The 13,521-nt window shown below is 40.1% G+C and carries 19 protein-coding genes; all 19 read right to left on the bottom strand.

Features of this window, described 5'->3' with window-relative positions:
• Positions 1-44: 44 nt before the first annotated feature.
• Positions 45-815 (bottom strand): 4-hydroxy-tetrahydrodipicolinate reductase, encoded by a 771-nt coding sequence (dapB, locus tag CVS91_RS01660; protein ID WP_012001050.1) that lies wholly within the window; start codon positions 813-815, stop codon positions 45-47.
• 309 nt (positions 816-1,124) lie between these two features.
• On the bottom strand, positions 1,125-2,063 hold the full coding sequence (locus tag CVS91_RS01655) for an NAD(P)/FAD-dependent oxidoreductase (RefSeq protein WP_103594428.1): 939 nt from the start codon (positions 2,061-2,063) through the stop codon (positions 1,125-1,127).
• 9 nt (positions 2,064-2,072) lie between these two features.
• Entirely contained in the window at positions 2,073-2,519 is a 447-nt protein-coding gene (locus CVS91_RS01650; RefSeq protein ID WP_004318021.1) for a hypothetical protein, read from the bottom strand.
• Positions 2,519-2,833: a thioredoxin gene (gene trxA, locus CVS91_RS01645; RefSeq protein ID WP_021092602.1), complete on the bottom strand. Its 315-nt coding sequence runs from the start codon at positions 2,831-2,833 to the stop codon at positions 2,519-2,521. The genes CVS91_RS01650 and trxA overlap by 1 nt, the downstream gene beginning before the upstream one ends.
• A gap of 73 nt (positions 2,834-2,906) precedes the next feature.
• Positions 2,907-3,248 carry a YraN family protein gene (locus tag CVS91_RS01640; protein ID WP_107829858.1) on the bottom strand — a complete coding sequence of 114 codons (342 nt, stop codon included), beginning with the start codon at positions 3,246-3,248 and terminating at the stop codon, positions 2,907-2,909.
• Position 3,249: 1 nt separating this feature from the next.
• Positions 3,250-4,512: a homoserine dehydrogenase gene (locus tag CVS91_RS01635; protein ID WP_107829856.1), complete on the bottom strand. Its 1,263-nt coding sequence runs from the start codon at positions 4,510-4,512 to the stop codon at positions 3,250-3,252.
• The gene (locus CVS91_RS01630; protein ID WP_004318025.1) at positions 4,509-5,717 is read right to left on the bottom strand and encodes an LL-diaminopimelate aminotransferase; all 1,209 of its coding nucleotides are present in this window, start codon (positions 5,715-5,717) and stop codon (positions 4,509-4,511) included. Before CVS91_RS01630 ends, CVS91_RS01635 begins: the two co-directional genes overlap by 4 nt.
• 9 nt (positions 5,718-5,726) lie before the next feature.
• Positions 5,727-6,509, bottom strand: coding sequence for a hypothetical protein (locus CVS91_RS01625; RefSeq protein WP_107829854.1), 783 nt, complete (start codon positions 6,507-6,509; stop codon positions 5,727-5,729).
• A complete protein-coding gene (locus CVS91_RS01620) occupies positions 6,503-7,438 on the bottom strand; it encodes a phosphatidylglycerophosphate synthase (RefSeq protein WP_107829852.1) in 936 nt (311 codons plus the stop codon). The genes CVS91_RS01625 and CVS91_RS01620 overlap by 7 nt, the downstream gene beginning before the upstream one ends.
• A complete protein-coding gene (gene rlmB, locus CVS91_RS01615; protein ID WP_107829850.1) occupies positions 7,431-8,111 on the bottom strand; it encodes a 23S rRNA (guanosine(2251)-2'-O)-methyltransferase RlmB in 681 nt (226 codons plus the stop codon). Before rlmB ends, CVS91_RS01620 begins: the two co-directional genes overlap by 8 nt.
• A 100-nt stretch (positions 8,112-8,211) precedes the next feature.
• Positions 8,212-9,027 carry a 16S rRNA (cytidine(1402)-2'-O)-methyltransferase gene (gene rsmI, locus CVS91_RS01610; RefSeq protein ID WP_107829848.1) on the bottom strand — a complete coding sequence of 272 codons (816 nt, stop codon included), beginning with the start codon at positions 9,025-9,027 and terminating at the stop codon, positions 8,212-8,214.
• A 3-nt stretch (positions 9,028-9,030) separates the two neighbouring features.
• On the bottom strand, positions 9,031-9,231 hold the full coding sequence (gene rpmE / locus CVS91_RS01605) for a 50S ribosomal protein L31 (protein ID WP_009295018.1): 201 nt from the start codon (positions 9,229-9,231) through the stop codon (positions 9,031-9,033).
• 81 nt (positions 9,232-9,312) lie between these two features.
• Entirely contained in the window at positions 9,313-9,969 is a 657-nt protein-coding gene (locus tag CVS91_RS01600; RefSeq protein ID WP_107829846.1) for a 16S rRNA (uracil(1498)-N(3))-methyltransferase, read from the bottom strand.
• Positions 9,970-10,371 (bottom strand): hypothetical protein, encoded by a 402-nt coding sequence (locus CVS91_RS01595; protein ID WP_107829844.1) that lies wholly within the window; start codon positions 10,369-10,371, stop codon positions 9,970-9,972.
• Positions 10,368-10,571 (bottom strand): hypothetical protein, encoded by a 204-nt coding sequence (locus tag CVS91_RS01590; RefSeq protein ID WP_004318036.1) that lies wholly within the window; start codon positions 10,569-10,571, stop codon positions 10,368-10,370. The genes CVS91_RS01595 and CVS91_RS01590 overlap by 4 nt, the downstream gene beginning before the upstream one ends.
• Positions 10,571-11,152: a 6-pyruvoyl trahydropterin synthase family protein gene (locus CVS91_RS01585; RefSeq protein WP_107830155.1), complete on the bottom strand. Its 582-nt coding sequence runs from the start codon at positions 11,150-11,152 to the stop codon at positions 10,571-10,573. The genes CVS91_RS01590 and CVS91_RS01585 overlap by 1 nt, the downstream gene beginning before the upstream one ends.
• Positions 11,152-11,907 (bottom strand): 7-carboxy-7-deazaguanine synthase QueE, encoded by a 756-nt coding sequence (locus tag CVS91_RS01580; RefSeq protein WP_107829842.1) that lies wholly within the window; start codon positions 11,905-11,907, stop codon positions 11,152-11,154. Before CVS91_RS01580 ends, CVS91_RS01585 begins: the two co-directional genes overlap by 1 nt.
• Positions 11,907-12,875, bottom strand: coding sequence for a GTP 3',8-cyclase MoaA (gene moaA, locus CVS91_RS01575; RefSeq protein ID WP_107829840.1), 969 nt, complete (start codon positions 12,873-12,875; stop codon positions 11,907-11,909). The genes CVS91_RS01580 and moaA overlap by 1 nt, the downstream gene beginning before the upstream one ends.
• 133 nt (positions 12,876-13,008) lie before the next feature.
• A complete protein-coding gene (locus CVS91_RS01570; RefSeq protein WP_004318037.1) occupies positions 13,009-13,515 on the bottom strand; it encodes a DUF6115 domain-containing protein in 507 nt (168 codons plus the stop codon).
• Positions 13,516-13,521: the final 6 nt, after the last annotated feature.

Here is a 13,521-nt window from a genome sequence, read left to right as displayed (position 1 = left end):
CGCCAAATTCTAGCTTGTAGCTCTGCGCGTCATCAAGACTAAATTTAATCATCAAGCCCCAAACTATCGTCTATTGAGTATAGGCCACTACTCTGATCTTTTAGCCAGATAGCAGCCTTTATCGCACCTTTTGAAAAGGTCGCTCTGCTAGTTGCGGTGTGGTTTAACTCGATAAATTCGCCGTCATTGTAAAAGCCAACCGTGTGACGACCGACCACGTCGCCACCACGAAGCGCCATAACTGCGATCTCGTCTTTGCTTCTTGCGCCCACCATGCCAGCTCTGCCAGTCACTAAGACATCTTTTAAATTTAGATCCCTTGCCTCTGCCACGCAGCCTGCCAAAGTCATCGCAGTGCCGCTTGGAGCGTCCTTTTTGTGTCTATGGTGCTGCTCGACTATCTCTATATCAAATTCTCTTAAAACTTTTGAAGCTATCCTTGCTATGCGGTTTAACACTGCTACGCCTAGACTCATGTTTGTTGCGTAGAGTATTGGCATAGTGCCTGATGCTAGGTGAAGCAAGTTTTTCTCGTCGTCATTTAGTCCAGTCGTGCCGATAACTAGTGGTTTTGGGTTGGTTCTAGCGTAGTTTAGCAGTGCTACGGTCGCCTCTTTTTGGCTAAAGTCGATGATGACGTCGCACGCTTCAAAAAATTTAGCAAAGTCGTTTGTCAAAAGCTCACTGCTTAAATTTTCAACCTCATTTTTTTGGCTAAAAGCGACGCTTAAAGTGGCGTCTTTTTCATCTTTTAAACAAGAGATGATACTTTGAGCCATCTTGCCGCTAGCGCCGTAAAGTCCTATTTTTACCAAAATTTATCCTTTGATTTTTGGTTGAAATTTAACATAAAATTTATTATAGAGAGATTACGAAATGGCTTTTGCAAAGAGCTACTTGAGGCTAGAATTTAATTAAAAATTAGCATTTTGGTAATTATTAGACGCGCCCACTTTTGCCTGTTTTGTGCCAAAAGGCGACTAAGCTCTGTCTTAGAGTTATTTTCTTTAAAAGAGGTGTTCTGATTAGCCTAAAAATTAAGCATTTTAAAAATATAAATTTTGTTAAAAATGGTTTATTTTAAAAGAGAAATTTAGCCAAAAAATTTGGCTAAATTTTGAGTATTAATGCAAGCTTTCTATGTAGCTCATAGCGCTAAGTGCAGCCACTGCGCCATCACCTGCTGCTACGATGACTTGTTTTGGAGCGTCCTCTCTGATATCGCCTGCTACAAATAGCCCTTTTAGGCTAGTTTGCATCTTAAGGTTAGTCTTGACCTGTCCGCCATCAGCCATTTCGCAGATAAATTTGCCGTTTTCATCTTTTAAAATTTCGTTATTTACATTTAGTCCGACGAAGGTAAAAATGCCCGGCACATCAAGCACGCGCTCGCCATTTTTGGTATCAAGCACGATCTTTGTTAGACCCATATTATCGCCAAGCGCCTCTTTTACAGTCGCACTTGTTATAAACTCGATCTTCTCATTTTTTCTAGCTTTTTCAACGGTTGTTGGCGCTGCTCTAAACTCGTCACGTCTATGTACAAGATAAACTTTTGAGCAGATATTTGCTAGATAAAGTGCCTCTTCAACAGCTGTGTCGCCACCGCCAAGAACGGCTACCTCTTTGTTTTTGTAAAAGAAGCCATCGCATGTTGCGCATGTGCTAACGCCTTTGCCAAAGAACTCGTCCTCGCCTTTAAAGCCAGCACGTCTTGGAGTTGAGCCAGTCGCTACGATGACAGCCTTTGCCTGCTCGCTCTTACCGCCTTCAAGCAAAATTTCAAAGCTTCCATCGCTATTTTTTCTAACGCCAACGACGTTTGCCCACTTGTGAACTAGTCCAAATGCACTACACTGCTTCCACCAAGTGCTCATAAAGTCAAAGCCGCTCTCGCCAGGGGCTTTTTGGCCTGGGTAGTTTTCTATCTCTGAGCTAGAGGTGATCTGACCGCCAGGCTCGCCTTTTTCAAACATTACAACATTTTTTAATCCGCCTCTAGTGGCGTAAAGTCCGGCGCTTAGTCCTGCTGGACCGCCTCCGATGATCGCTAAATCAAGCATAAATTTCCTTTATTCTAAAACATTTATGGACGAATTTTGTTTGTAAATTTCGCCCCTTTGATGAACTATCTCAACACTGCTAGGTAGCTTTGTGATACTTAAATTTCGCATAAGCTCCAAAACCGTATTTATATCTGAGCTTATATATTTTAGTGTTGAGTTTGACTCATATCTTTTTTGAAAGATATCGATCGCCACAACTGTTTCATTTTTGGTTGGTAAAATTTCGTCTAATTTTGATTGATTTGAACTAAAGATTAAAAGCGTGTATTTTGGCTCTTTTGGAGTGAAAATCTCGCTTTTTTCGTAAAAAACTAGCTTCGCAAAATCAACAAATTTATATTGTGAAAAACGATAGTTGCTATACGCAAATGCAGCCGCTATCATAGCTGCACCAAAAAATGAACCAAATATATAGGTAAGAGGAAGCAGACTTCCTCTTCTTTTTTCGCTCATTAAAGAAGCGAATTTAGTTTGTCAGTTAGGGCTTGTTTTGACTGCGCACCGACCATTTGCTCAACTAGCTCGCCATTTTTGAAAAATAGCAATGTTGGTATCGATCTGATGCCAAACTCAACCGCAAGATCTTGCACTTCATCAGTATTTACCTTGCAAATTTTCGCTTTGCCCTCAAAGTCTTCAGCAAGCTCTTCGATCACTGGAGCTAGCATACGGCAAGGTCCGCACCATGGAGCCCAGAAATCTACTAGAGCAACGCCTTCTTTTGTTACATCAAAATTTTCTTTTGTGAGTTCGATGTATTTTCCCATTTGTTCTCCTTATTTTCAAGATGTGGCAATTATACAAAATCAAATTTAAATTTTAGCTAAATAATAAATTTTATTATAAACTAATATTTTCTATCAGCTCAAAATTTTCATCTTTAACAACAAACAGATCAAGCTGAAAGTCTCTGTTTGGCTCATTTTTCATCATATAAAAATTTATAGTTTTTAAAATTTTCATATATTTTGCCTTGTTTAGCCTATACTCCGCTTCGTATCCTCCGCTGGTTGCTTTTACCTCTATAAAATGTAAAATTTTATCGCTACTTAGCGCGATGATATCGATCTCACCAAATTTAGAGTGAAAATTTCTCTCTAAAATGACAAAACCAAGCTTACGCAAAAACTCGCAAGCCTTATCCTCGGAGCTCTTACCAAAGAGATACTCTTTTAGTCCCAAACTACTCCTCGATCCTCATCATAAATGGCTCTTCTTTTATATACTCTTGCTCTTTTAAAAGCTCGATCGTTCGCTTCGCATCAGCCTCTAAGCTTGTGTGCGTCGTGAAAAATAGCACGGCATACTCGCTCTCATCTTTTGGCTTTTGCAGCAAGCTGTCGATTGAAAGGTTGTTTTCGCTCATTAAATTTGTTATCTTTGCTAGCACGCCCATTTTGTCTTCGACTTTTAGCCTAAAGTAATATTTCGTCTTTATCCTGTCGCGGTCAAGAAGCTCTAAGGTATTTAGTTCAAATGGCGCTTTATATCCAAGCATCGGCGACTTGCTATCTCTTGCGATGTCGATGAGATCGCTAATTACCGCGCTTGCTGTTGCGTCGCCGCCAGCTCCAGGCCCATAGTACATAGTCTCGCCAACAACCTCGCCAACGACGCTTATCGCATTTGTTACACCACTTGCCTTTGCTATCATTTTATTTTGTGGTACAAGCGCTGGATGCACGCGTAGTTCGACCTTGCCCTCGCTTTTTTTGGCGATGGCTAGAAGCTTGATAGAGTATTCAAAATCTTTTGCGAAAAATATATCTTCTGGCGTGATGCCTTGTATTCCTTCGATCAAGATATCCTCTGGATCGCCATGCACGCCATAAGCGATGCTTGCAAGGATGAGAAGCTTGTGAGCTGTGTCAAAGCCACCCACGTCAAAGGTAGGATCAGCCTCAGCATATCCAAGCTCTTGTGCCTTTTTAAGTGCATCTTTGAAATTTGAGCCCTCGTTCATCATTGAGGTTAGGATATAGTTACTAGTGCCGTTTAGTATGCCATTTATGCTTAAGATGTGGTTGGCACTAAGCCCTTCTCTTAAGGCTCTGATGATTGGTATGCCACCAGCCACGCTTGCTTCAAAGCCAAATGGCGTGTTTTTGGCCAAACTTTGCAAAGCATATCTGTGGTAGGCCAAAAGTGCCTTGTTTGCAGTGACGACCGCTTTTTTGCGCTTTAAAATTTCGCTCACCACTCTAAAAGGCTCTTCAACGCCGCCCATAAGCTCGACAAAAACGTCGATATCATCGCGGTTTATGACGCTATTTATATCATCAGTCAAAGGGATGCCAGCGTCTCTTTTTTTATTTAAATTTCTGACCACTCCAACGACTGGCACTATCTCCTCGCCACATCTTGCTGCGATTAGCTTTTTGTTTTTTAGTAAAATTTTTGCAACCGACTCACCAACGGTTCCAACGCCTAATATCGCTACATTCATTCAAATTCTTTCAAATATTTTTTTATATTTCTGGCCGCTTGCCTTATCCTATTTTCATTTTCGATAAGAGCTAGGCGAACATAGTCGTTTCCGCCCTCGCCAAAACCAATACCCGGACTAACGGCGACAGAGGCTTTTGTAAGAAGCTGCTTTGAAAACTCAAGGCTGCCTAAGTGGCTAACCTTTGGTGGAAGTTTTGCCCAGATAAACATGCTGGCATTTGGCTTTTTAAGCTCCCAACCAGCCTGAGCAAAGGCCTCTATCATCACGTCTCTTCTTTTTTCATAAATTTGGCGTATCTCTTCAACGCAGCTTTGATCGCCGTCAAGCGCGACTGTGGCAGAGACTTGTATCGGCGTAAACATGCCGTAATCAACCCATGATTTTATCTTTTTAAGAGCGGCGCAAAGCCTTTTGTTTCCGCACATGAAACCAACCCTCCAGCCAGCCATGTTGTAGCTTTTTGAGAGAGTGTAGCACTCGACTGCAACGTCTTTTGCGCCTTCTACTTCAAAGATGCTTGGAGTTTTGTAGCCATCAAAGGTAAGATCAGCGTAGGCGATGTCTGAGATGATGTAAAATCTCTCTTGCTTTGCGATGCTTACAAGGCGCTCGTAAAAGCTCTTTTGCACGGTCACGGTCGTTGGATTGTGAGGGAAATTTACAACCACATATTTTGGCTTTGGCGAGCTTGCGTGTATCGTCTGGATCAAATTTTCAAAAAATTTATTCTCATCTAGCTCAAATTTATCGTTGTAGTGAAGCGGCATCTTTGCGACACTTCCGCCAGCAAATAAAAAGGCCTGCGTGTGTATCGGATATGCAGGGTCAGGCACGATAGCCACGTCGCCTGGGTTTATCACGGCTTGGGCTAGGTGGACAAAGCCCTCTTTGCTACCCATGGTGGCGACTGCTTCGGTTTCTGGGTCTAAATTTACGCCATATTTTCTCTTATACCAGTTGCAAATGGCAAGGCGGAGCTTATAAATTCCAGCACTGGCTGAGTAGCCGTGGGTTTTATCTTTTTGCGCGCTTTCGCATAGTTTATCGACGATATGTTGTGGTGTTCTGCCCTCTGGGTTACCCATAGAAAAGTCGATGATGTCCTCGCCAGCTCTGCGTGCTGCCATTTTTATAGCATTTACTTCGGCAAAAACGTAGTTTGGCAAACGCTCAATTGTATTAAATCTTATCTCATCAAACACTGTTTGCTCCTATTTTATAAGCTTGATAATTATCTCGTTTTTAATGTTAGTTATGTCGTTGTTGTCACTAATTAACGCGTATTTTGCGTCGTTAGCTAAATTTATGGTGTAGTTAGTTTTTATCTCGTTTTCTCTTTTTAGATCGATTTGGTTTAAATTTTTATCATAAATTCTAACAAGTGGCACCCATTTGTTTGGCTCGTTTGAGATGATATTTAGGCTACTTGCACCTGCTACATCTACGATATAGACGCCGCCACTCTTTACAAGCGGGGTCTCTTCGTTAAAATTTACTTTTGACGCATCAAGGCTCATATTGTTAGCATCCAAATAAAGCGCTAAATTTCCATCAAGCCTATCAAATCCCATGATCTTAAAGCCGCTTTTACTAAGCGTGAAATTTAGTAAATTTGGATCTATGCCGCCACTTTTTAGGGCTAAAATCCCATAAGAAATTTCATTGCCATTTTTTAGAGAATTTACCCTTGCTACGCTTATATTTGCATCTTCAAGAGCTAAATTTATCGATTTTACAAATAGTGCTGAGGGGACTTTTTGCGTGCTTATAAATTTTAAATTTAAACTATTTGAGCTAAATGAGAGAGCATCGTAGTTTGAGCTTTGTTTTAGTCTTGAGACCAGCTCGCCAACGTTTAGCGAGCTGTTAGTGTCTAAATTTTCTAAAGAAATTTGCAGATCTTTTCCGCTGCTTAGTGCATTTGCACTGCTATTTAGATCAAAAGCGTATGAAAAAACGCTAAAAAGAAGAAATATGGCTAGTTTTTTTACCAAGATTTGCCCTTATTCATCTCGACAAACTCGTCATAAGTTAAAAATTTCATATCGCCATTTTCTACTAAAAATCTAGCTGGACGGCTTGGGTTATACTTTGTTACTTTGTCGCCGATCTTAAGCTCGATGTTGCCATTTCCGCAAACGACTAGCTGCCTTTGGTCTAAATTTATATTGACACTTTTGCTTGTATCGCTTGATGTTTTTTGGCCATTTTCAAGGTTGATGATACCTATCCAAACGCGTTGTTTTGGTGTGATGACCGCCTCATTTAGCGGTTTTGTCACGTTTTGTTCTACTTTTGGAGCTGGTTGGGCTGCCATGCTAGGTTTTAGGGCGTTTTGATCAACGCTAGCAGGACTTACAGTCACGTTTTGCTCGGCTGGAGCTGAAATTTTCACGCTTGAAGCATTTGCATCGATCTTTGGAGTGTTTTGAGAGATCGTTACGTTTGTGTCGATGATGTTTTTCTTCACTTCATTTACGATGCTTGACTGCGAGTAGCTCACGCTTGTGTTATCTTCGTTTAAGGTTGCGATGAAATTTTGGACGTATTTGTAGGCGTCAAAATAATAAGCCCCACCGCCGATGATAGCTAGGATGATGATCCAGAAGAAAAAGCCAGATCCACCGCCTTGCCTTTGGTTTGTTATATCATCAGGCGTATATGAGGCGATCTTTGGACTGACCTTGGTTTTATGGCTATCATCAGGGGTGTTTTCTTGCATAAATGCGTCGTATTCGGCGAGAAGTTCGCTAAGATCTACGCCATACTCACGCTGTAAAATTTTGGCGTAGCCTTTGATGTTTAAGCGTGATAATTTCTCAAAATTTTTGTCAAAAATGTATTGTAAAAATGTGGGTTCAATGTGCGTTTTACGCGAAATTTCCTTTATGCCTATCTCTTTTAAATTTTCTAGTTCATTCATCTATCATCCTATCACAAATTATCGCAAAAGCTGCACTTACATTTAGGGAGTCCCAGCCGTCTTTTAGCTTGATACCGACGCACTCATCGCACTTTGCTAGAGCTTTTTGCGGTATGCCTTCGCCCTCTGAGCCCATCACCAAAGCCCTTTTTCCAGCAAATTTCATCTCTTTTATATTTTTGCCGTTGCTTGCCGTCGCGTAGAGCCTAAAACCACACTGTTTTAGCTCGTTTAGCAGGCTAAGTCCGTCTTCAAAGATCGCTATTGGTATCTCGTAAGCAGCACCGCTACTTGACCTTAAAACACCTTGCATATTTACACTTTTTGTAACGATGACAAGTCCTTCGCAGCCTAGAGCATAGGCGCTTCTAGCGATGGCGCCGATATTTCCGACATCACTTATGCCATAAAGCACGGCGATGAAATTTAGCTTTTTTAGCTCGCTAAAGTCTGAAAACTCAAATTCGCTAACGCTTGCTAAAAAGCCTTGATGGTTGCCACCATGCGCCATCGACTGAGCTTTTTGATTATCCACGCGGATGATCTTCTTGCCAGTACCACAAATTTTAGAGAAGAGTTTTTTATCACACTCTTTTGAGAGATAGATCTCTTCTAGGATCTGTGGGTGCTTGTTCAAAATATGTAAAAATAGCTGTTTTCCGTATATTATCATGGTTGCTTATGGTAGCTAAAGTCAAGTAAAATTTAACTTATTTTGCTTCTAAATTTGAGTGAATTTTTGAAACTTTTTGAGGGAATTTGAGCTTTTAAATTTATGCTTTTATGAGCTCGTCGTAGATCTTTTTGACGTCCTTGCCAGTTATTTTGCTAAGTAGTTTTGCCTTTGCTTTTGGGGCGATGTCAAGCGAGATGATCTCATCTTTTGTGATGTTTTGAGTGGCTATATTCGCACTTTTTGAGATGACCACCGCCCACTCGCCGTTTAAATTTGCCTTTTCTAAAATTTGGGCTAAATTTTTGGCTCTATCCTTAAATTTGGTCTCAAATTTTTTAGTGGCCTCTTTTATAGCAAAAATTTCTCTTTCTGGCTCTAAATTTGCAACGCTTTGCACTAAGCTTAATATGCGTTTTGGGCTTTCATAGATCACAGCTGGATAGGCTAAGCTTAGAGCATTTTGTATAGCTAAAGCCCTGTCTCTGCCAGTATTTGGTAAAAAGCCTAAAAAAACAAACTCTTTATCACAAAGTCCGCTTGCGACCACGCTTAAAAGTGCGGCGTTTGCCCCACTTAAAATTTCGTATTTGATATCATTATTTTGAGCGTATCTTACTAGGCTAACGCCTGGATCGCTTATGCCTGGCATGCCAGCATCGCTCATATAAGCTATATTTTTGCTTAAAATTTCATCACTTAAATTTGCGAAAAATTCATCTTCGTTGTGGGTGTGAAGCGGGATAAAATTTGAGATATTTATATTTGCGTCAAAGCGTTCGTTTAGTAGATTTACAAGGCTTTTGCAAACTCTTGTATCTTCGCAGATAGCTATCTCGCATTCACGCAAAATTTTGATCGCACGAAGCGAGATATCTTCTAAATTTCCTATTGGAGTAGGAACAAAGTAGAGCAAGGCTTATTTTTGAGCGTATTTTTTCTTAAATTTCTCAACACGGCCAGCGCTATCAACTATCTTTTCGCTGCCTGTGAAAAATGGGTGGCACTTATCGCAAATGTCAATTCTGATTTCGCTTTTGTTTGACTTTGTCTTAAAAGTGTTGCCACACGCGCAAGTTACGGTGCAATCTACATACTCTGGATGGATCTCTTTTTTCATCATCTTTCCTTTATTATTTTGGGCTATTTGTTACCTTAAAAGTTGCTGATTATATAAAAACTAATCTAAAAATCAAATAAATCAAGCAAGAAATTTTGCCGCCACAGATATGACTGCGGTCTGTGATCTTAGGATATTTTTTGTATTTAGGCCGTAGATATTTTTAAATTTAGCCGTCTCATCCTCGCTAAATCCGCCCTCTGGACCAATTATCAAAATTTCATCATCTCTTTTTTCATTTAAATTTTTGCCACCAAAATTTATCGCCGAGACATTTTTATAAACGCTCATTAGCTCGTCTAAATTTTTGTAAATTTCAAACTCCATTAGCGACGTTCTCCCGCACTGCTCGCATGAAAGTGCGTTTATGTAGTTTAGTTTTTCAAGGTCGATCTTGAAATTTGCCTGAGAAAATTTAGTATAGACAAAGGCGATCTTGCCAACGCCAAGCTCATTTAAAAATGGCAGCGCCTTTTCGATAGTCTTTGGATCAACGACCGCCCAAGCGATGGTAAAGTCAAATTTATGCTCGCAGTTTAGGCTGGCAAAAACAAGACTTAAATTTACGCTTCTGCGCTCTATCTCATCGATCTCGTAGATGTACTCTTTGCCATCACGTAAATTTCTAACACTTATGCGCTCACCTGCTTCAACCCTTCTAGCTTTTAGGTGCAAAAAGGCCTCATTTACTATCTTTAAGCGCTCTTCGCCAGCGTTTTTATCATATAAAAATTTCATCTAAATCCCTGCTATGATGATCAAAATAATGTCGCAAATGCCTTTAATAAGGGCAAATTTTTTAAATTTCTCTAGCTCGCCAGCAACGGCATATCTCTTTAGTCTTTTGTATCCAACGGCGCTAAGTGCGATTAAGGCTATCAAGATAAGAAGCATTTTTATAGCGTTAAATTTTGGCTCGTAACTATAATATGCCCACAAAATAAGCCCAGTTAGCACCAAAAAGCTAAGCAGCATATGATAAATAGGCAAGAAATACCTTATACGAAGCACGTAGTTTTTACTCCTCACTCCAAACTGAGTAAGCGCTAGATAAAGCACCGCTAAAGCAAGTAGCGCATAAAAAAATGTCACGTGAAATGGCAAAGTATAAGCATAAAGCGAGCTTAAGTGTTCGTTCATTTTTTATCTTTAGGAGGCTCGTTTTCTTCGACGACTGGCTCAGGTGGCAGCTGCTCGTCGATAGTTACATTTGCATCAGGCTGAGCTATCGTAACATCACTAGGGACTGGCTCACTAACGTCACTTTTGGCCTCTTCTTTATCTCCACATCCCAAAAATACGCCAGCTATAAGCAAAAAAGAGGTTATAAATTTTTTCATTAAACGTCCTTTGGATTTTCTATTTTTATCTTATTTATCATCTTTTCAAGTAAATTTTTATCTTCCCATTCGTCCATAACCGCCTCTGAAAATTTTATATCACTAAGCTTTATCTCGCCCATTTGCGCATTTACGGCGTCCTCTTTGAAGCACTGCGCATAGCCAGTGTCGGTCTCATGGACGATGACGCTATGAAGTTTCACTTCGCGCTCGCCGTTGTTCATCACGCTAAGTTCAAGCAGTCGCTCGATCATTACAAAAAATATGCGGCAAAACTGCTCTGCGCTGGGATTTAGCGGAATCTCGATCCACCTTGCAGAGTGCTTTTTAAGGTCGTTTTTGTATTCGTCGCTATCGCCTGAATATATGGTCGTAGCGTGGTCAAAGCTATCAATGATCGTTTTTATGTTTTGCTTCATCAACCCAAAGTCATAGACCATGCCAGCGTTATCAAGAAAATTTGAGCTAAGTAAAATTTCTGCCACGTAGCTGTGACCGTGGATGCTCGTCCTGCAGCGCTTTGAGCTACAAAATCTCACGATATGCGCATTTTCAAATCTAAAAAGTTTTCTAATAATCATCAAACACCCTCTTTGTCGCCCCAAAGCCTGATGTGGATACGCTCTGAGTAGTTAAATCCATGCTTTATGGCAAATTGCGCTGTTTTTAGAGCATTTTTGCTTAGCTCGTCCTTATTTGCGCCCATCGCCATGCACCAAACTGGCAAATTTGCTCTATCTTTTATATATAAAATTTCCTCCAGCTCGCTTTTGTCAAAGCGCGAGAGGACAAATTTTAAAAAGCTGCTTTTCGCGTTATTTTTGATAGCTAAAATGGCATCTAAATTTATGCGTTTTTGCTCGCTAACTCCGCTATTTGCTAGTTTTACGCCAAGTGCAAAATGGCAATTTTTATAAATTTCAAATTTAGTAAAATCAACCAAGATTGTGCCATTTGTCTCAAAATGCACCTCGTAATTTATAAGCAAATTTCTTACCAAATTTATGAAATTTTCATTTTGATGCCAGATGAGTGGTTCGCCACCTGTTAAGACGATGATCGGCTTTTGCCCTAAGCCTTTACAAAGCCCATCAACTAGGCTTAAAATTTCATCTGTGCTATATCTTTTGTGGTGAAAATGTCCCTTAAAAACGGCTCTTATGCTATCGCATCCCAAAAGCTCTTCGCCTGTTTTTAAAGACCTTGTCTTTACGCCAAAGCCAGAGCAGTTTAGGTTGCAGCCCAAAAAGCGTAAAAACACAGCGAGCCTGCCCTGATAAGCGCCCTCGCCTTGGATGCTTAAAAATGCCTCAACTAATTCTAGCTCTTTGCTCATCAACCACCAGTTTGGTAAAATGCCCTTGAAGAGGTTTCGTTTTCAGCTCCTAGAGCCCATTTGTTCTCTTTTGGCTTGTTAGCTAGCACTTGCCTTAAGATCTCGCTTGCTGCGACGATGTCGCCATTTGCAACTGCTTTTTTGATACTTAGTGCATCTTCAAAGTAAAGGCAAGGTATCAAAAGCCCCTCAGCGCTTAGTCTGATGCGGTTGCAACTCTCGCAAAAGTCGTGTTTGTGAGGGTCAATGATGCCAAATTTATAGCCGTCATCGAGCCTGTAAATAGACGCAGGTGCGTTTGGTAACTTTTCATCTTTTGTGACATTATATTTTTGCGAGATGATCTTTAAAATTTCATCGCTTTTTAGCCCTTTTAGATCCTCTTTGGCGTGCGAATTTTCCATATATTCGATAAATCTGATCTGAGAGTTTCTAAATTTAGCAAACTCAAGCAAATTTACGAGCTCATCGTCGTTAAAACCTTTTAGCGCGACCGTGTTTATCTTGACCTTTAGCCCAGCATCAAGTGCTGCTTCAAAGCCAGCTAAAACCTCGTGTAAGACGCTCTTTTGAGCGATAAATTTAGCCTTTTGCTCATTTAGCGTATCAAGCGACATATTTATGCGCTTTAGACCAGCGTCTTTTAGCCTTTTGGCAAAGTGTGGCAACATAAAGCCATTTGTCGTAAGCGCTAGATCGATGTCTGGCTTGTAATCGCTTATCATCTTTATAAAGACGTCCAGATCCTTGCGCACGAGTGGTTCGCCACCTGTGATCCTGATCTTTTTCACACCCTCATCGATAGCTACTTTTACAAATAAAAACAGCTCTTCAAATGTCAGTAAATTCTCTTTTGGTGTCCAACTAAATGGCGTCGTAGGCATGCAATATCTACATCTAAAATTGCAACGCTGCGTCACAGAAATTCTTAAATAATCAACAACCCGACCATATTTATCAACTAGCATAAAGCACCTTTTTTAAGCTTGGTTAGAGCTTTTTTAATTTTCAATTATATGTTAAAAGATTTAAATTTAAATAAAAATTTAAGCTAATTTTTGTAGTTTAAGAGTAGTTTTGTCTTTTAAAATTAGCCCAAATTTAGGCTAATTTATGAAATTTAAGCACAAACTCAACTCGCCCCATACCCACGTGAAGATCTTTAGCGATCATGGCTGCGCTTTTGCCATCTTTAAACATCTTTAATATCTGCTCTTCTTCGTTGATGACGCTTGGGGCGATTTTATTGATATCTCTTGTTCGCTCCTCAAGGTTAAACATCCTATCTTTTTGCTCGTTTGCAAAGTCATCTATCACTCGCTCGATGCTCTTTATAGCGCGGATTATCGGCACGATTTTTTCATTTATCTGCTCGTTTATCTGCTCTTTTAACTCATCTTTTACATCTTTTAGTTGCTCGTCATCATCAGGCTTAAAGCTTGCCAGTGCGGCTAGCTGTTTTTTGAGATTATAGTTTTCTTGTATGGCGCTCTCTATGGCACGCTCATATCTTGTAAATTTCTTATTTGTCTCGCTATCTTTTATAAATATCAAAGCTATTATTATCGCTAAAACGATGCCAAAACCTAAAAAAATGTAAATTTCCATATTTTT

The sequence above is a fragment of the Campylobacter concisus genome (genome assembly GCF_003048985.1).
Taxonomy (GTDB): Bacteria; Campylobacterota; Campylobacteria; order Campylobacterales; family Campylobacteraceae; genus Campylobacter_A; species Campylobacter_A concisus_AY.
The sequence above is the reverse complement of the archived record's forward strand: the minus strand, read 5'-3'. Positions and strand labels throughout refer to the sequence as shown.